The organism is Pseudomonas sp. GW822-FHT01E03 (assembly GCF_058802985.1).
In genome coordinates this window covers 107900-125013 of sequence record NZ_JBXAOQ010000010.1, presented here as the reverse complement: position 1 = coordinate 125013, position 17114 = coordinate 107900, and the positions used below count along the sequence as shown (strand labels likewise).

Genomic DNA, 17114 nt, shown 5'->3' with positions numbered 1-17114 from the left:
AAGAGACCCCAAGCATGAGCAACTCCGGCCGCGCCGACGCGCTGTTAGCAGACCTGCCCCGCGATGGCCGTGGCCGGCTCAAAGTGTTTCTCGGTGCCGCGCCGGGTGTCGGCAAGACCTACGCCATGCTGCAAGCGGCCCACACCCAGTTGCGCCAAGGGGTGAAAGTCATTGCCGGCGTCGTCGAAACCCACGGCCGGGCCGAAACCGAAGCACTGCTCGGCGGCTTGTCGCAGCAGCCGTTGGTACGATCCGAATACCGTGGCGTGTTGCTCGAAGAAATGGACCTTGACGGTCTGCTCCTCGCCAAACCCAAGCTGGTGCTGGTCGACGAACTGGCGCACACCAACGCACCCGGCAGTCGTCACGAAAAACGCTGGCAGGACATTCAGGAACTGCTCGCCGCCGGCATCGATGTGTACACCACGGTCAACGTCCAGCACCTGGAAAGCCTCAACGATCAGGTGCGCGGCATCACCGGTGTGCAGGTCCGCGAAACCCTGCCGGACTGGGTATTGCAGGAAGCTTATGAACTGCTGCTGATCGACTTGCCACCACGGGAGCTGCTCGAGCGATTGCGCGATGGCAAGGTCTATGTGCCGGAGCAGGCGCGGGCGGCCATCGATGCGTTCTTTTCCCAGACCAACCTGACGGCCCTGCGCGAACTGGCGATGCAAACCGCGGCGGCTCAAGTCGATAACGATCTGGCCCAAGGGTATCGTCAGTTGGGGCAAGCGGCGCCGGCCGTGCGCGGGCGTTTGCTGGTAGGGGTCGACGGCGATGCCCAGGCCGAGCGCCTGGTGCGTCATGCCAGTCGCGTGGCCCAGCGGCGGCACCTGCCCTGGAGCCTGGTGCACGTGGACAACGGCAGCGTGCGTGACGAGCAGTCCCGCCTGCGCCTGCAAAGCGCCCAGCAACTGGCCGAGCGCCTGGGCGGCGAAGTGGTGTTGCTGCGCGCCGGTGAAGTGGCGAGAACCTTGATCCAGCATGCCGCCGAACGCCGCGCCAGCCTGGTGCTGGTGGGCCAGTCCCGGCCGCGTTTGCGCCGACGTCTGTTCGGTGGCGGGCTGGCGGCGCGTCTGCTGCGTAATGCGCGCGGGCTGGAAATCAACGTTCTCGACAGCGATCACCAACCGCATCAACCCCATCGGCGGTCGATGCATTCACTGGTCTGGTTCGACTACGCATTGGCCGTGGTGGCGACGATTCTGGCCAGCGCTCTGGCCTGGGCCGTGGAGAGCGTACTGCCACTGCCGAACATCTCCCTGGTGTTCCTTGCGGCGGTATTGCTGGTGGCGGTGCGCAGCAGTCTCGGGCCGGCGCTGGCCTGTGCGGCGCTGTCGTTCCTGACCTATGACTTCCTGTTCATTCCGCCGAATTTTTCTTTCAGCATCCAGCGCGAAGAAGACGTGCTGACCTTGCTGTTTTTCCTACTGATGGCGGCCCTCACCGGCAACCTCGCGGCGCGCCAGCGCAGGCAATTGCAGGCACTGCGCGATACCCAGGAAGAGACCACCGAACTGCTCGACCTGTCACGCAAACTGACCGCCGCCACCGACCGCCAGGCCGTGGTCAGCGCGGCTGCCCAGCACCTCAACGGTTGGAGCGACGTGCAACTGTGCCTGCTCAATCGCGACGGGCAAAACGGCTGGAAAGTCGAAACCGGTGGCCCGCTGGAGTTCACCGAAGCTGAGCGCGCCGCCGCCGATTGGGCCTGGCAGCACGATCAACCCGCGGGTGCGGGCACCGGCACCTTGCCGTTCGGCCGCTGGTGGTGGTGGCCGTTATCGGTGGAAGACGGCCCGCTGGCGTTGCTCGGCGTGTGCGCCAGGGAAGGCCAGACCCTGAGCGGCCAACGCCGACGCTTGTTGACCGCGCTGACCCAACCGCTGGCCCAGGCGCTGGCCCGGGCGCAACTGGCCGATGATCTGGAAGCGGCTCGGCTGCACGGCGAAACCGAGCAATTGCGCAGCGCCTTGCTGGCTTCGGTGTCCCACGATTTACGCACACCGTTGACATCCATGCGCGGCAGTATCGATAGCCTGCTGGCCCTGGGTGAAGCGATCCCGCTGGAGGATCGACGTGAACTGCTCGAAGGCACCCGTGATGAAGCCGAGCGCCTGGACCGCTACATTCAAAATCTGCTCGACATGACCCGGCTCGGCCACGGTGCCCTGAAGCTGGCACGGGACTGGGTATCGCCGGCAGACATCGTCGGCAGTGCGCTCAACCGTCTGCGGACAGTCCTTGCGCCGTTGCAGGTCAGCACCGACGTGCCGGCGGAGTTACCGTTGCTGTTCGTGCATGCCGCACTGATCGAACAGGCACTGATCAACGTGATGGAAAACGCCGCGCGGTTTTCGCCACCCCGCGGGCGTTTGCAATTGTGCGCAGGGGCTGATGACAGTGAGCTGTTTTTCTCGGTCAGCGACGAGGGCCCGGGGATTCCGGAGGAGGATCGGGCGAAGATTTTCGACATGTTCTATACCGCGGCGCGGGGTGATCGCGGCGGGCAGGGTACCGGGCTGGGGCTGGCAATTTGTCAGGGCATGGTCGGTGCCCATGGCGGGCGTATCAGCGTTGCCGACGGCATCGAGGGGCGCGGCACCTGCATCACGTTGCACCTGCCGCTACAGGCTCAGCCGGGATACGAAAGTGAAGCCTGATCGCGCTTGCGCTACTCTCTTGCCACTTCTTTGTGTTGATGTGAATTCATGAGCCAGACCGCGACCATTTTGGTCATTGACGACGAACCGCAGATCCGCAAATTCCTGCGCATCAGCCTCGCTTCCCAGGGCTACAAAGTGCTAGAGGCGGGCACCGGAAGTGAAGGATTGGCGCAAGCTGCGTTGAACAAACCGGACTTGCTGGTACTCGATCTCGGCTTGCCGGACATGGACGGCCAACAGGTATTGCGCGATTTTCGCGAATGGTCGACGGTGCCGGTACTGGTGCTCTCCGTGCGCGCCGGTGAAGGGCAGAAAGTCGAGGCCCTGGATGGCGGCGCCAATGACTATGTGACCAAGCCATTCGGCATTCAGGAGTTCCTGGCGCGGATCCGTGCGTTATTGCGCCAGGCGCCCGCAGGCGAGGTGCAACAAGCGGAGCTAAACTTCGGTCCGTTGACGGTCGACCTGGCGTATCGCCGGGTGCTGCTCGACGATGTCGAAGTCGCACTGACTCGCAAGGAGTACGCCGTGCTGGCGCAACTGGCGCGGCATCCCGGGCGGGTGATCACCCAGCAGCAATTGCTCAAGGACATCTGGGGGCCGACTCACACCGAAGACACTCACTACCTGCGCATCGTGGTCGGGCATTTGCGCCAGAAACTGGCGGATGACCCGACCCGACCACGGTTCATCGTGACCGAGGCTGGGGTGGGGTATCGGTTGTTGAGTGAAGGCAGCCTTTAGATCTTCGTTGCCTGATCTGACGTCATCGCGAGCAAGCTCGCTCCCACATGGGATCCTGGTCAGACACACATTTTGTGAACACCAAAGATTCACTGTGGGAGCGAGCTTGCTCGCGATGAGGCCCTTGCATTCAATCGAGAATTTTCAGACGTTCAGTTCTGCTCATTCTCATACCGGTCCAGCGTATCCCGCGCAATCTCCCGTCCCAGCGCGATCAACTCCGGCGCCTTGTAGAACTCGAAAAACCGACACACGCGCTTGGGCACGTTGATCAGGATGTCCGGCGGATACCCGGCAATCTTGTACTGCGCCAGTGACGTCTGCATCACCTCGAAACTCTGGTTGATCAAATCCAGCAAGGACGCCGGCCCGACGTTGTCGATGATGAACGAACCGGTGGCGGAGCGGGGGGCGCCACTGGTTTCCGGAGCGGCCGCGGGTTGCTGCGCCTGGGGCTCGGCGGATTCGATCCACGGGTTGAGCTCCGCACCTTCGGCCTTCAAGGCTTCCTGTTCCAGAATCAACAATTGCTCGGCTTGTTTGCGCCGGAACGGCAACTTCGAGCCGACGGAGTTGATCAGGCTGTCGAAGCGGGTCTTGAAGGCGGCGGGACGCTGGATGACCGGCAATTGATAGTGGCGCTGGTTGGTGGCGTTGAGGTTGACCGCGATGATCAAGTCGCAATGGCTCGACACCACCGGCACGATCGGCAGCGGGTTGAGAATGCCGCCATCGACCAGCATGCGGTTGCCTTGCATCACCGGGGTAAACAGGCTGGGAATCGCTGCCGAGGCGCGCATGGCCTGATGCAGGCAACCTTCCTGGAACCAGATCTCCTGCTGGTTGGTCAGGTCGGTGGCAACCGCGGTGTAGGGGATACGCAAATCTTCGATGTTGATCTCGCCGACGATCTTGCGGATCTGTCCGAAGACTTTCTCGCCACGGATCGCCCCCAGACGAAAACTGACGTCCACCAGACGCAACACGTCGAGATAATCCAGGCTCTCGATCCAGTCACGGTAGTCATTGAGTTTGCCGGCGGCGTAGATCCCTCCCACCACCGCGCCCATGGAGCATCCGGCGATACAGGCAATGTCATAGCCGCGCCGTTCGATCTCTTCAATGACCCCGATATGTGCATAACCCCGGGCTCCACCCGAGCCCAATACCAGTGCGACACGCTTTTTCATGGATCGCCCTCGTTTGAATGATTCAACAATGCACCCATCGAGGGCCATGCTTCAATCGCCATGGTCGTTCGAGGGGACAAGAGCGTCGTATTTTCGACACTCCATGGCGGCACATGGTTATTCTTGTCGGCGCTATAGTTGCACGGCGACCAACGGCACTTTTCAGGTGCCACAACGTCTTACCTGCATGACTGTTGACCTATTTTTGAGGAGTGAGTGATGAAAGCCTGGATCTGCGTGCCATTGATTGCCCTGGCGCTGGCCGGTTGTGCCGGCAAAACCGCTTATCGCGACAGCTGCGGTAGTAACCTGGATGCGGCATGGCATGAACTGGACCTGGCCAAAGCCGAAGGTTTCGCCGGGACCGTCAGCTACTCCAAGGCCCTGTCGCTGTTGACCGCGGCCAAGACCCAGCAGCAATTCGAGGGATTCGAAGGCTGCACCAAAAAAGCCGAGAAGGCTCGTTTCTATATTCGTGAATCGCGCGCAGGGCGTTAAAAGCAAAAAGCGGTGACAAGCTCTAAACTGCAAGAGCCTTCGAGCTTGCAGTCTGGAGCTTGCAGCCTGGAGCTTGCAACCTGGCGCTGTTTACGGAGTAAACCCCCATGATCGATCGGTTGGTGGCTCAGGTTCTGGGCCTGGAAGTTCGTCTGCTGGCCTGTCAGGCCCGCTTGAAAGAGCGTACAGACCCTGAAGCGTTACATGATCTGCGTACAACCATGCGACGGTTACGCAGTCTGTTGCGACCCTTGCGCGGGTTGCCCGGCGTCGAACAACTGGAAGCGGCGGCCTCCCGGGTGGGCGATCTGACCACACCATTGCGTGATCGCGAAGTGCTGGCGGCGTACCTGCTCCAGCACCATCAACTCCAAGCCGCACAGTGGCGCATGGCGCAAATGGCCGAGGCTTACCCGGCCGTGGCGACCAGTCCCGAACTCGCGCAAATGCTGATCGTCCTCGATGCGTTTCCGCGTTTTCTGCGTGCCGCTCAGCGCCAGGGATTGCTCAAGGGCCTGCGCAAGCGCATCGAAAAACGCCTGGGCAAGCAATGGAAAAAACTCGACGAGGCACTGCACGATCCGACCCACGACCGTCATCGGCTGCGCCTGCTGATCAAGCGCGTGCGCTATGGCATCGATGCTTACCCCGAACTGGACCGTTTGCCGAAAGCGGCCATGCCTCGGCTGAAATCGGCCCAGGGGGCGCTGGGCGACTGGCACGATTGCGTGCAATGGCTGGCGATGGCTGAACGGGAAGCGGATTTGCAACCCTGTGTTGCCGTATGGGAAGCCACTATGGCCGAGGCCGAAACCCGAGCGGACCGCGTTCTGGAAAAATTCAGCAAGGCCTGTTTCAAATCCTGAGACCACTCGAGATCCTTCGTGGGAGCGAGCTTGCTCGCGATGAGGTCATGACATTCAACATTGATGTTGGCTGTCCGGGCGCTATCGCGAGCAGGCTCGTTCCTGCAGGTTATATGTCCGGCACGAGCCTTGTGCGACTTATCTGTCAGTCAATTTGGCCGGAATAGGCGATGTATCCACGTCGCCAGATGGTTAAGATCCCTTCATCTTTTTCCATTCCCAGAGGTTTTCATGCGTTTTTCCGAACTGCTCAACGCTGTCCGCAGCCAGCCGATGGAGCTGTCTATCCCGGCCTCCTGGGCCCAGGGGCGAGCCAGTTTCGGTGGCCTGGTGGCCGCTTTGCAGTACGAAGCCATGCGCGCCCGGGTTCCGGCGGATCGGCCGGTGCGTTCGTTGGCAATCACCTTTGTTGGCCCGGTTGAGCCCGAGGTGCCGGTCAGTTTTGACGTCGAGGTGTTGCGCGAAGGCAAGGCCGTCAGCCAAGTGCTGGGCCGGGTGATGCAGAAGGGCCAGGTGGTGACGTTGATCCAGGGCAGCTTCGGCGCCTCGCGACCTTCGGAAGTGGCGGTGGCCGCTGAACCGGCACCTGAAATGAAGCACTGGGACGAATGCCAGGAATTGCCTTTCGTCGAAGGCGTCATCCCGGAGTTCATGCGGCATCTGGCGATGCGCTGGAGTGTCGGCGGGCTGCCGTTCAGCGGTAGCACATCCCGGCAAATGGGTGGCTGGGTACGTTTGCGCGGCGACGTAAAGGAAGAGGCTATCGGCGAGGCGCATATCCTGGCGCTGGTGGACGCCTGGCCGCCGGCCCTGATGCCGTTTTTGAAGAAGCCGGCGATGGGCAGCACGCTGACCTGGACCATCGAATTCGTGCAGCCGCTGCTGGAACTGAACACCCTGGACTGGTGCAAATACCTCGTCGAAACCGAATACGCCGCCGACGGCTACGGGCATGCCGCCGCAAAAATGTGGAGCGCGGATGGTCGGTTGATCGCCATGAGCCGGCAGACCGTGACTGTGTTCGCCTGATCAGTGCCGGCGGTGGCGCTCACGCCAGGCGCGCCACCAGCCGCCGCTGAGGAAGAACCGTGGAAACGTCAGGAACTGCTCGACCAACAGGCGTGATACCGCATCCTTGCGATCACTGAAGGGTTCGGAGGCTTGGGTCTCCAGGTTGTGGCCGTGGCGTTGCAAGGCCAGCGCCGCAATGACACCGATTACGCCGATGGCGATATTTGCCAGGCTCAGGCTGAACACCCCGGTCACAATCAGCAGAAATGCCACGATGAACAGCGGCACCGCGATCAGGTGCAGCACCAGATTGGTCGGGTGCTGATGATTGTTCGGGTAGGCTCGCCATTGCCAGGCGGGTAGGTTGGGGTGACGTTTGCCCATGATGCCGATCCTCGATCCATGTTGAACACATGTGATTAAGAATAGGCCCGGTCTATGCTGGCGGCGAATCAAGGCTGGCTATTGGCTTGATAGGTGCCATGACTGGAATAGATGGTGCCAGTTCTGAAGCCTTCGCGAGCAATCCCGTTCCTACATTTTGACCGTATTCCAATGAAAGAACGCGGTCACCTGTGGGAGCGGGCTTGCCCGCGAAGAGGCTCTCAAAGTTTCAGTTGACCTATCGCCTTGCTCAACTCACCGGCCAACGCCGCCAGCTCATTGCTGGTGGTCGCCGACGTCACCGTCTGCTGCACCGTGTTCTCGGTCACGTCACGGATGCTCACCACCGCCCGGTTCATCTCCTCCGCCACCTGGCTCTGCTGCTCGGCCGCCACCGCGATCTGCGTGTTGCTTTCACGCATCTGCGCCACCGCTCCGGTGATATCGGCCAATGCCGCGCCGGCCTCTTGGGCCTGTTGTACGCAGTCGTCGGCCTTGAACGAGCTCTCTTGCATGAAGTCCACGGCGTCCCGTGTGCCGGCCTGTAACGCCGAAACCATGAGGGTGATCTCATCCGTGGAGGTCTGCACGCGTTTGGCGAGGTTGCGTACTTCATCGGCGACTACCGCGAAACCGCGACCCATCTCGCCGGCCCGGGCCGCTTCGATGGCGGCGTTCAGCGCCAACAGGTTGGTTTGCTCGGCGATGCTGTGAATCACGTTGACCACGCCGTTGATTTTCTGGCTGTCCTCGGCCAGGCGTTGAATCATCTCGGCAGTCTGCTGGACGCCGGTGGACAGTCCGGCAATCGACCGCTGCACCCGTGTCACAACCGCCTGCCCGCTGCCGGCCAGGGTATCGGCCGATTGCGAAAGGTCACGGGTGGCACCGGCGTGTTGAGCGATGTGATAGACCGTGGCGGTCATTTCGTTGATCGCTGTGGCGGCCTGATCGGTTTCGCTTTGCTGGCCCAGCATGCCGTGGCGCACTTCATTCATGCTGGCCGCCAGCCGTGCGGCGCCGACGTCCAGTTGCCGGGCGGTGCTGGCGACTGTGTTGACCACCCGTTGATAACCGGCCTGCATGGCGTTGAAGGCGTTGGCCATTTGCCCGACTTCGTCGCTGCAGGCCAATGGCACGCGGGCCGACAGGTCGCCGGTTTTCTCCACGTGCAACATGACGTCTTTCAAGGTGTTGAGCTGGCTGAGCAGGAAGCGGATCAATAACTGCGATGCACCGAGCATTGCCAGCATCAGGATGAACACCGCCACCGCGTAGTTGGCAAAACGCTCGTTGAACACCTGGCTCAGGCTCGGACCATGGGCAATCACGGCGACCCGCTGGCCGTCGGCACGGGTAAACACTTCGGCACCCATCAGCGGATTGTCACCGAACAGCGGCATCACGTTGATCTCGACCCAGCCATTGGCGTCGGCCAGTTCTTGCACGGGTTGCTCATTGAGCGTGGGTGCCTGTCCTCGGCTGAACGCAAGGAAGTTGTCGGCGTGGGGCAACGTTTGCCCGCTGGGCCAGGCTTCGAGCAATCGCGCCTGAGCCTGGGCCGAAGCCTGGGCGGCGCGACTGCGGGCCTGCTGTTCGAGTTGCACCGCGTACAGCACCAGCAACAGGGTGGTGACGAAAGCGACGGCGTTGACCGCCCAGAATTTGTATTTCAGCGAGATATTGCTAAGCCAGGCACCCATGGAGGTCTTCTCTGATAGCGGAAACAGTTTTGGCAAGACGCCATCATTGTGCCGCTATACAGGTGACTGACTCTTGATGCAGATCAACTTCAAACCTGTGGGATTTAATGGCAATCAGGAGATCAATGGCAGACCATAAAACGCCCGCGCGCACGCGGTGGTATGCGCTGCCAGATCCTCCTGGCTTTCCCCGCGATGCAGTGCCACTTCGCGTAGTACTTCGGTCAGGTACGCCGGCTCGTTTCGCCCGTTTTTCGGCTTGGGGCGCAGGCTGCGCGGCAGCAGATACGGTGCATCGCTTTCGAGCATCAGGCGTCCGCGCTTGATCTCCTTGACCAGTGGGTGCAAATGCGTGCCCCGGCGCTCGTCGCAGATCCAGCCGGTAATGCCGATGTGCAAGTCCAGGTCGAGATAGCTGAACAGTGCCTTCTGCTCTCCAGTGAAGCAGTGCACTACGGCGGCCGGCAGTCGGTCGCGGAAGTCGCGCAGGATTTCCAGCAGGCGCTGGCTGGCGTCGCGTTCGTGTAGAAAAACCGGCAGCTGCAATTCGACGGCCATGGCCAGGTGTTCTTCGAGGACCTTCTCCTGTTGCGGGCGCGGCGAGAAATCACGGTTGAAATCCAGCCCGCATTCGCCCACGGCCACTACATTCGGCTCCAAGAGCAAGCTGCGCAAACGTCGGGCGCTGTCGGCGTTCCAGTCGCTGGCGCAGTGAGGGTGAATACCGGCGGTGGCGAACAGGCGCTGGGCGCTTTCGTCCAGTTGCTGGCACAGCTCAAGGGCCTGTTCACTGCCCTCGACACTGGTGCCGGTCAGCACCAGTTGGCACACGCCGGCCGCGTAGGCGCGGTCAAGTACGGCCTGGTGTTTGTCGGCAAAACTGGCGTTGGTCAGGTTGACGCCGATATCGATGAGTTGCATGGTGCTACCTCGGCCCAAAGGCCGGAAAGCATATCAGAGCCGTGGATTTATAAGAAAAACCAAGAACTACAACGGGTTAACGCTGTCTCTTGAGCCGCGGACCAGGCCTGGTTGGTAGTTTTGCCATCATTGTGCCAGTCTTTCGCACGTTGCCAGCGCCTTGGGCGCTCTGTTTTTGTCGCCGCGCTTGATGGTTTTCGTCATTGAAGCGGGCCTCATATTCTTTCCGGAGAGTGGATGATTCGTCCCTCGGTTTTGCTACTGCTGTGTTGTTCGCTGCTACTGCCGATGACGGCGGTCGCGCGTCTGCCCGGGCCGTTGCAAGCGGTACCGGCGAGCAAGGTGCGCGACCTTGCGGAAATACGCAGCAGTCGTGTGCTGCGGGTGTTGGTCAACCAGAGCCGCAACAGTTCCGGTGAAGTCCAGGGGCAGGCGATCGGGGTCGAATACCATCGCCTGAGAGCGTTCGAGCAATACCTCAACGGCCACGCCCGTGACGGTCAGGAAATCACCCTCAAGATCATTCCCAAGGCCAAGGATCAACTGCTTGGCGCATTGCAGCGGGGGGAGGGCGATCTGGTGGCGCCAGGCGAGTTGCTCGAACTGCAACCCGGCTTCGCCGTCAGCACCAGTGAGCCGATTGCCAGCAACATCCCGTTGGTCCTGGTGGGCATCAAGGGCGAACGCCGCTACACCAGGCTTGAACAGCTTTCCGGCAAGACCCTGGCATTACCCGCAGGCAGTGCCGCCGGGGATGCCGTCAGCCAGATCAATCAAAAGCTCGCCTTGCACAAACTGCCACCGGTCACGATCGAATGGGTCGATCCGAGCCTTGCCGTCGAGGATGTACTGGAGATGGTGCAGGGCGGGATCTTCCACCTGACCATCGTCGAGCAACCGATCGCCGAACGCTGGGGCAAGATCCTGCCCAGGCTGCGTTTCGACAAACAGGTACTCGTCAGTGATCCGGGAGAGGAGTTCTGGTTCGTGCGCCGTGATGCCTCGATGCTGCGGGCCAGCATTGATCGCTTCCTCACCGTCTACAAAAAACCATCGGATCAGGACGCCGCGTTCCTGCGGATCTATCGTCGTCTCTATCAAGTGCACTATCCACTGGCCAAGGCGGACCGACAGCGCCTGGAAAAACTTCGCCCAGTGTTGCAAAAACACGCCGACGCCCAGGGCATGGACTGGCTGAACCTGGCGGCGCTGGCCTTCAAGGAGTCATCCCTGCAACCCGCCGCCCGCAGTGGCGGTGGCCCCACCGGTCTGATGCAGATCACGCCTTCTGCGGCGCAGCGGGTGGGGGTCAACAATATTCAGGACCTTGATGGCAATGTGCAGGCCGGGGCCAAGTACCTGGCGATGATCCGGCGCAAATTCTTTGCCAGTCCGAAACTCAACGAGCGCGAACGCATGGCCTTCGTGCTGGCGGCCTACAACATCGGGCCGGAGCGGGTGCAAGGCATGCGCGCCGAAGCCCGCCGGCGAGGCTTGAATCCCAACCAGTGGTTCTTCCAGGTCGAACGCATTGCCATGGAGCAAGTGGGTATGGGGCCTGTCAGTTATGTTAATAGCGTGAACAAGTATTACTTGGCGTTCGACCGGGAGCGGGAGTCGTTGGAGCCCCAGGGGCAAAAGGTTGTCTCACGCAAATGATCAATTAATCTGATTGTCATGACGGGTTTTTTGCGCTTTTAGTATGTGAATTACTGATTAATATAGCGGCCAACCAACACACACTGACAAGGAATGAAACAGCATGAGCACACTGATCAATAAGGTACTGTCTACACGCGCTGGCTACGGTCTGACCGTTCTGCGCATCGTGGTCGGTATTGTTTTCGCCGCTCACGGTTCGCAGAAGCTCTTCGGAGCATTCGGTGGCTATGGTCTGGCTGGAACCGCGCAGTACATGGAAAGCCTCGGACTGACGCCGGGTTACCTGATGGCGGCACTGGCGGGCGGCACCGAATTCTTCGCCGGCCTGGCCCTGATCATCGGCTTGCTGGTTCGCCCGGCCGCACTGGGCCTGATCTTCCTGTCGCTGGTTGCGATTTTCTCGGTGCACATCAGCAACGGTCTGTTCATGGCCAACAACGGTTATGAGTTCGCCCTGGCGTTGCTCGGTGGCAGTCTCGCGGTATTGATCGAAGGTGCGGGCAAGCTCTCGGCGGACCGTGCCATCGCCGGTTGACCGCTCTGGTTCAACGAAAAGGCCCGCATTGTGCGGGCCTTTTTTGTTGAGCGTCATTCTTGACACTGTCCAGTCAGCTTCTCTAGGATGTTGCTCATGCGCCGATTTAAACAGCTACTTGCGGGGCGCCAGGTGACTCATCCAGTTGCCGATAGAAGCCGGAACAGGCTTCGAAATACCGCTAAAGCGCTGGTTCGGTGTTGCCTCTCACCTGCCATGCAGACTTTTGAGGCAGAGACACGACACAATGAATGCACTAAACCCCGTTGTACGTCCCGCGCCGATCACGGCACATCTCACCCAGCGCAATCCAAAAATCCTGCTTGGCGGCAAACATCAGCCGACGCTCTTGCGTTATCTCGATGGCTGGCCACGTCGTACCGGCGGTCCCGCTGCCTTCCTGATCCAGTTTGTCGAAGACGGTGAGTCGCTCGTTCGTTTCGCCAACGACAGTTTCGATCTGGCAGTGATTCAATCCCCCAGCCTCGAAGATGCGCCTGAAGTGATCCGGCAACTGACCCGCGTTGCCCGGCAGGGGCTGATTACCCGGCTTTAACGCTCACGGGTACTCGATTGCCACGATGTACACGCACTGCTCACCCGTCGGTGTCTGGACCCGGACTTCGGCGTCCAGTGCCTTGCCGATCAATGCGCGGGCCAGGGGCGAGTCGATGCTGATCAGGCCCTGTTTGAGGTCCAGTTCATCCGGCCCGACAATGCGGTAGCGCGACTCTTTGCCATCCTCGTCCTCGATCGTGACCCAGGCGCCGAAATAGACCTTGTTCGGATCGCTGGGTTTTTCGCTGACCACCTTGAGCGCTTCCAGGCGTTTGGTGAGAAAACGCACGCGGCTGTCGATCTCTCGCAGCATCTTTTTGCCATAGGTGTATTCGGCGTTCTCCGAGCGATCACCCTGGGCCGCGGCTTCGCTGACAGCCTGGGTAACCTGGGGCCGACGTACATGCCACAACTCATGGAACTCGGCGCGCATCCGCGCTTCACCCTCGGGGGTGATCAGCGCGGTGCCAGCGGTGCGGGGAGGGCGGTAACGGCTCATGACAGCTTCTTGTGGTGAGGATGGCAGGAGTCTATCAACCCTCGCGCAGAACTGTCAGCGGGCTGGCGTTCAATGCCCGACGGGTGCCGAACACCCCTGCACCACCAATGAGCACGGCGCCCACCAGTGGGAGCAACAACAGCCATGGATGTGGATGCCACGGCAGGTCAAAGGCGTAGCGATAGAGCACCCAACTCACCACTTCCGAACCCAGTGCCGCCAGTAAGCCACTGACTGCGCCCAGCAAACCGAACTCGATACGCCGTGCCTTGACCAGCAATTGCCGCTCCGCCCCCAGCGCACGCAACAGCGCGCCCTGGCGAATGCGTTCATCCAGCGTCGCTTGCAGGCCGGAGAACAGCACCGCCATCCCCGCCGCCAACACGAACAACAACACGTACTCCACCGCCAGGGTCACCTGGGCGAGGATGCTGCGCAGTTGCTCCAGCAAGGCTTCGACCTGCAGGATGGTCACCGCCGGGAAGGCACGGGACAGGTCGACAATCTGTTGGTCGTGACCCGCTGCCAGATAGAAACTGGTCAGGTAGGTCGCTGGCAGATCCTTGAGGGTGCCGGGCTGGAAGATCATGAAGAAGTTCGGCTGGAAGTTGTCCCAGTTGATCTCCCGCAGGCTGGTGACCTTCGCCTCGCGATTGACTCCGCCAACGCTGAATACCAGGTGGTCGCCGAGCTTTATTTTCAAACTCTCGGCGACCTTGCCTTCTACCGACACGCCGGGAACATCGTCCGGCATCTGTTGGTTCCACCAATTGCCGGCCGTGAGTTTGTTGCCCGACGGCAGGTCCGCGGCCCAGGTCAGGCTCAGGTCGCGCTGGATCGCCCGGTCCCCGGCCGATTCCTTGGTGACGATTTGCTGCACTGGCTCGCCGTTGATGCTGATCAAGCGTCCAGGCACCACCGGGTACAGCGGTGCCGATTGCGCCGATACGGTGATCAGGTGATCGGTGAAGGACTGTTTGTCCGCCGGCAGGATGTTCAGCGCGAAGTAGTTTGGAGCGTTTTTCGGCAGCTGGTTCTGCCAGGTGTCCAGCAACTCGCCGCGCAGCAACGCAATCAGCGCCATTGACAGCAGAATCAGGCCGAACGCCAGGGACTGGCCCGCGGCAGCGAGCGGGTGACGCAGCAGTTGGCCCAGTCCCAGGCGCCAGGGCAAGGACGCACGAGCAAGCATGCGCCGCAGGCTCTTCAACAGCAGCAACAACAAGCCGCCCAGCACCAACGCTGCAATCACGCCGCCGCCGAGCAGGGCAAAGGTCAGCACCAGGTCCAGGCTCAGGCGCCACATGATCAGGGCGAGGGCGCCCAGCGCTACGCCGTAGACCATCCAGGTGCTGGAAGGGATCGGCAGCATGTCCCGGCGCAGCACGCGCAATGGCGGAACCCGACCCAGAGCCGCCAGTGGCGGCAAGGCGAATCCGGCCAACGCCACCAGTCCGGTACCGATCCCGGCAATGGCCGGAAACAGCCCGCCCGGAGGCACGTCGGTCGGCAACAAGTCATGCAGCAGGGCAAACAACCCCAGCTGTGCGAGCCAGCCGAGGAGGGCGCCGCTGATGCTGGCCAGCAGCCCGAGGACAGTCAGTTGCAGGCTGAACAGCACCATGGTTTCCCGGCGCGACAGCCCGAGGCAGCGCAGCAAGGCACTGGCATCGAACCGTCGGGTGGCGAAGCGGGTTGCCGATAGCGCCACCGCCACGCCGGACAGCAACACCGCCACCAGGCTGGCCATGTTCAGGTAGCGTTCGGCTTTGCCCAGGGCGCCACCGATCTGTCGATTACCGTCGCGGGCGTCCTGCAAGCGCTGGTTGGCGGCAAGCCCCGGTTTGATCAGTTGCCGATACGTCTCGAGTGCCTGAGCGCTGCCTCGCCATAAGTCGCGATAGCTGACCCTGCTGCCGGGCTGCACCACGCCGGTGGCTGCAAGGTCGTCGAGGTTGATCAGCACCCGCGGTGTCAGGCTGTAGAAATTGCCGGCGCGATCGGGTTCGTAAGTCAGCACCCGCGCCAGTTTCAGGGTTTTCATGCCGACATCGATGCTGTCGCCGATCTTCAGGTCCAGGGCGGTCAGCAGGCGTGCCTCGACCCAGGCTTCACCGGGGTGCGGTCCGCCACCGACTATTTGCGTGGCAAAGGGGGCGGGCGCGCTTTTCAATTCGCCGCGTAGCGGGTAGGTGTCATCGGCCGCCTTGATGCTGGACAGTTGAATGCTGTTGTCGGTGGCGATGACGCTGGAGAACTCCACCACTTGAGCGTGTTCCAGACCCAGTTCGGTGCCGCTTCTTATCTGTTCGGGGCGCGCAGGCGAACTGCCTTCGAGCAGCAGGTCGGCACCAAGGAATTCGGTAGCGCGCAGCATCATGGCGCCGTTCAGGCGCGCGCCAAAGTAACCGATGGCAGTGCTGGCGGCCACGGCCACCAGCAAGGCGAAAAACAACACGCGCAATTCACCGGCGCGGGCATCGCGCAGCAATTGGCGGATGGCGAGACTGAACAGGCGCAACAGCGGCAGGCGTGCCATCAAGGCTCCAGAGGGGCGGCCAGCAGGCCGGCTTCAAGACGGATCAGGCGCCGGCAGCGATGGGCCAGGCGTTCATCGTGAGTCACCAGCACCAGTGTCGTGCCGCGCTCCTGGTTGAGCTCGAACAGCAAGTCGCTGATGCGCTCGCCGGTGTGGCTGTCGAGGTTGCCGGTCGGTTCGTCGGCGAACAGCACATCGGGCTCGGCGGCGAATGCGCGGGCAATCGCCACGCGTTGTTGCTCGCCTCCGGAGAGCTGGCGCGGCGAGTGAGTCAGGCGTTGGCCCAGTCCCACCCGTTGCAGCAATTGGGTGGCGCGTTCGCGGGCGTCTTTGCGGCCATCGAGCTCCAGTGGCAACATGACGTTTTCCAGGGCATTGAGACTGTCGAGCAGCTGAAACGATTGAAAGACAAAACCCACGTGCTCGGCGCGGATGCGCGCACGCTGGTCTTCATCGAGGTTGCTCAGGCCTTGCCCGGCGAGTGTGACTTCGCCGCTGCTCGGCAGGTCGAGGCCGGCAAGCAGACCCAGCAGGGTGGACTTGCCGGAGCCGGAAGCGCCGACGATGGCCAGGCTGTCGCCCTTGTTCAGTTCCAGGCTGAGTTGGTGCAGGATGGTCAGTTCACCTTCCGCGCTGGGAACCACTTTGCTAAGGTCCTTCGCGATGAGAATGCTTGCGCCCATGGAGAGTCCGATGCGTGTCTGGTTTTTGAGTGCTGGCCTGGCCTTGATGTGCATGGCCCAAAACGCAGCGGCGGGTACAGTCCTGATCGTTGGCGATAGTATCAGCGCCGGTTTCGGGCTGGATACCCGGCTGGGGTGGGTGTCGCTGCTTGAGCAACGGCTCAGGCACGAAGGTTTCGACGACAAAGTGATCAATGCATCCATCAGTGGCGACACCAGTGCCGGAGGCCAGGCGCGCCTGCCCGCGCTGCTTGCAGAGCATAAACCGGAACTGGTGATCCTCGAGCTGGGCGGCAATGATGGTCTGCGCGGGATGCTGCCAACTCAATTGCAACAAAATCTTGCTTCGATGATCGACAGCTCCCGGGCCAGCGGTGCCAAGGTGTTGCTGCTCGGCATGCAATTGCCACCCAATTATGGTGCGCGTTACACCAAGGCGTTCGCCGAGGTCTACAGCAACCTGGCCGATGAGAAAAAGATCCCGCTGGTGCCGTTTTTCCTCGATGGCGTAGGCGGCCATCCGGACTTGATGCAGGCTGACGGCATACACCCGGCGGCCGGGGCTCAGGACAAGTTGCTGGAAAATGTCTGGCCTACTCTAAAACCGCTGTTATGACACTTTTCTAGAAGCAGGCTTTCGGCTAAGGTGGCG

16 protein-coding genes are annotated in these 17114 nt (G+C 61.5%); 9 read left to right on the top strand and 7 right to left on the bottom strand.

Annotated elements, in window-relative coordinates; all coding sequences use genetic code 11:
* Window positions 1-14 precede the first annotated feature (14 nt).
* Window positions 15-2666 (top strand): DUF4118 domain-containing protein, encoded by a 2652-nt coding sequence (locus AC1RP7_RS20470; protein ID WP_493181051.1) that lies wholly within the window; start codon window positions 15-17, stop codon window positions 2664-2666.
* 48 nt (window positions 2667-2714) lie between these two features.
* Window positions 2715-3413, top strand: coding sequence for a response regulator (locus AC1RP7_RS20465; protein WP_090457093.1), 699 nt, complete (start codon window positions 2715-2717; stop codon window positions 3411-3413).
* 152 nt (window positions 3414-3565) lie between these two features.
* Here the strand turns inward: AC1RP7_RS20465 and AC1RP7_RS20460 are convergent, their stop codons facing one another.
* On the bottom strand, window positions 3566-4603 hold the full coding sequence (locus tag AC1RP7_RS20460; RefSeq protein ID WP_057713795.1) for a patatin-like phospholipase family protein: 1038 nt from the start codon (window positions 4601-4603) through the stop codon (window positions 3566-3568).
* Between the two features lie 219 nt (window positions 4604-4822).
* On the opposite strand from AC1RP7_RS20460, the gene AC1RP7_RS20455 reads away from it, so the two are divergent.
* From AC1RP7_RS20455 to AC1RP7_RS20445, 3 genes are all read left to right on the top strand, one after another.
* On the top strand, window positions 4823-5101 hold the full coding sequence (locus tag AC1RP7_RS20455) for a hypothetical protein (RefSeq protein ID WP_034150181.1): 279 nt from the start codon (window positions 4823-4825) through the stop codon (window positions 5099-5101).
* A gap of 107 nt (window positions 5102-5208) precedes the next feature.
* Window positions 5209-5967: a CHAD domain-containing protein gene (locus tag AC1RP7_RS20450; protein WP_493181050.1), complete on the top strand. Its 759-nt coding sequence runs from the start codon at window positions 5209-5211 to the stop codon at window positions 5965-5967.
* A gap of 231 nt (window positions 5968-6198) precedes the next feature.
* A complete protein-coding gene (locus tag AC1RP7_RS20445) occupies window positions 6199-6996 on the top strand; it encodes an acyl-CoA thioesterase (RefSeq protein ID WP_090457089.1) in 798 nt (265 codons plus the stop codon).
* On the opposite strand, the gene AC1RP7_RS20440 is transcribed toward AC1RP7_RS20445, so the two are convergent.
* The 3 genes from AC1RP7_RS20440 to AC1RP7_RS20430 form a co-directional block, all read right to left on the bottom strand.
* A complete protein-coding gene (locus AC1RP7_RS20440; protein WP_057713798.1) occupies window positions 6997-7362 on the bottom strand; it encodes a DUF962 domain-containing protein in 366 nt (121 codons plus the stop codon).
* A gap of 221 nt (window positions 7363-7583) precedes the next feature.
* Window positions 7584-9065, bottom strand: coding sequence for a methyl-accepting chemotaxis protein (locus AC1RP7_RS20435; protein ID WP_493181049.1), 1482 nt, complete (start codon window positions 9063-9065; stop codon window positions 7584-7586).
* A 114-nt stretch (window positions 9066-9179) separates the two neighbouring features.
* Window positions 9180-9986 carry a TatD family hydrolase gene (locus AC1RP7_RS20430; RefSeq protein ID WP_057713800.1) on the bottom strand — a complete coding sequence of 269 codons (807 nt, stop codon included), beginning with the start codon at window positions 9984-9986 and terminating at the stop codon, window positions 9180-9182.
* Window positions 9987-10223: 237 nt separating this feature from the next.
* Between AC1RP7_RS20430 and AC1RP7_RS20425 the strand changes: the two genes are divergently transcribed.
* The 3 genes from AC1RP7_RS20425 (at window position 10224) to AC1RP7_RS20415 (ending at window position 12739) form a co-directional block, all read left to right on the top strand.
* Window positions 10224-11645: an MltF family protein gene (locus tag AC1RP7_RS20425; protein WP_057713801.1), complete on the top strand. Its 1422-nt coding sequence runs from the start codon at window positions 10224-10226 to the stop codon at window positions 11643-11645.
* 103 nt (window positions 11646-11748) lie between these two features.
* Window positions 11749-12183 (top strand): DoxX family protein, encoded by a 435-nt coding sequence (locus tag AC1RP7_RS20420; RefSeq protein ID WP_090457085.1) that lies wholly within the window; start codon window positions 11749-11751, stop codon window positions 12181-12183.
* A gap of 247 nt (window positions 12184-12430) precedes the next feature.
* Entirely contained in the window at window positions 12431-12739 is a 309-nt protein-coding gene (locus AC1RP7_RS20415) for a class I SAM-dependent methyltransferase (protein WP_493181048.1), read from the top strand.
* Between the two features lie 3 nt (window positions 12740-12742).
* On the opposite strand, the gene greB is transcribed toward AC1RP7_RS20415, so the two are convergent.
* From greB to AC1RP7_RS20400, 3 genes are read right to left on the bottom strand one after another with little or no spacing between them, the layout of a single operon-like run.
* Entirely contained in the window at window positions 12743-13240 is a 498-nt protein-coding gene (gene greB / locus AC1RP7_RS20410) for a transcription elongation factor GreB (protein WP_057713804.1), read from the bottom strand.
* Window positions 13241-13274: 34 nt separating this feature from the next.
* Window positions 13275-15779, bottom strand: a complete 2505-nt coding sequence (locus AC1RP7_RS20405) for an ABC transporter permease (protein ID WP_493181047.1) — start codon at window positions 15777-15779, stop codon at window positions 13275-13277.
* On the bottom strand, window positions 15779-16462 hold the full coding sequence (locus AC1RP7_RS20400) for an ABC transporter ATP-binding protein (protein ID WP_493181046.1): 684 nt from the start codon (window positions 16460-16462) through the stop codon (window positions 15779-15781). The genes AC1RP7_RS20405 and AC1RP7_RS20400 overlap by 1 nt, the downstream gene beginning before the upstream one ends.
* A 10-nt stretch (window positions 16463-16472) precedes the next feature.
* Between AC1RP7_RS20400 and AC1RP7_RS20395 the strand changes: the two genes are divergently transcribed.
* Window positions 16473-17078: an arylesterase gene (locus AC1RP7_RS20395; RefSeq protein ID WP_090457081.1), complete on the top strand. Its 606-nt coding sequence runs from the start codon at window positions 16473-16475 to the stop codon at window positions 17076-17078.
* Window positions 17079-17114 lie beyond the last annotated feature (36 nt).